1 protein-coding gene is annotated in these 830 nt (G+C 71.3%); it reads right to left on the bottom strand.

The features are described 5' to 3' along the window. Positions 1-300 precede the first annotated feature (300 nt). Positions 301-531 (bottom strand): hypothetical protein, encoded by a 231-nt coding sequence (locus ACIQVZ_RS35855; RefSeq protein WP_402455969.1) that lies wholly within the window; start codon positions 529-531, stop codon positions 301-303. Positions 532-830 lie beyond the last annotated feature (299 nt).

Raw genomic sequence — 830 nt, 5'->3', positions numbered from 1 at the left:
GGGGTGTGGGGTTGGGGTGTGGTGTGGGTGGGGCTTTTTGGGGGGGGTGGGGGGGGGGGCCCCCCCCCCCCGCCCCCCCCCGGGGGGGGGGGGGCGGGGGGGGGGGGCCCCCCCCCCCCCCCCCCCCCCCGACACTCGGCTTCCCCGCCCTCCGGCGGGGCGAGCCCTTGGAGTGTCCGTTAGGACACTCCAAGGGGATAGCTCGCTCCGCCGTAGGGGGCAACCTGTCTGGGATCAGCACTGGTTGGGTACCGGCAGGCCGGGACGGCGGCCTCGGTGTCGGGCCTCGGGAGTCGGCGGTCAGAAGTCGTCGGCGGCCAGGCCACGAGCAGCGAGCGCACCGATCAGATGGTCCATGACCAGTTCCTCGGTCTGCTCACTGTTGAGGACCTCATCCGCGCCGCCGACGGTCCGTCGGACCCTCCAGCGGCCGTCGCCGAGGGGCTCGGCGGACTGGACGTGGTGGTAGCGGGCCAGAACGGCCAGGAAGTCGCCAACGATGTCGCGGTCGGCCAGCACGATGTTGCTCATGAGTTGCTCCGCAGGGTGAACTAGAGGTGCGAGGTGGTGGGGAACGCTCTCGGCCTACCGGCGTGGTGGAGGTGGCTTATCGGTCCGTAGCGCTTCGAGAATCTCGGGTATCCGGTTGTTCGACACCGAGAGTCCTTGCTCGCGGATGCCCTCACGGACCGCCCTGTAGGTAATGCGACCAGCCTGTGCTGCAGCCATCCGTCCAGCGGCGAGGATCGCTGGGTCCAGACCCTCCGACGGACCGCCGGACCGAGGAACCGGACCGACCTCCGACGGACCGCCGGACCGAGCAGCCGGAC

It is taken from the genome of Kitasatospora sp. NPDC098663 (assembly GCF_044760075.1).
GTDB lineage: Bacteria > Actinomycetota > Actinomycetes > Streptomycetales > Streptomycetaceae > Kitasatospora.
This window is presented reverse-complemented; position numbering and strand designations above follow the sequence as displayed.

Excerpts from the sequence above, each read along its gene's own strand:
- ACIQVZ_RS35855 (WP_402455969.1), bottom strand. The coding sequence starts at position 531 with ATGAGCAACATCGTGCTGGCCGACCGCGACATCGTTGGCGACTTCCTG.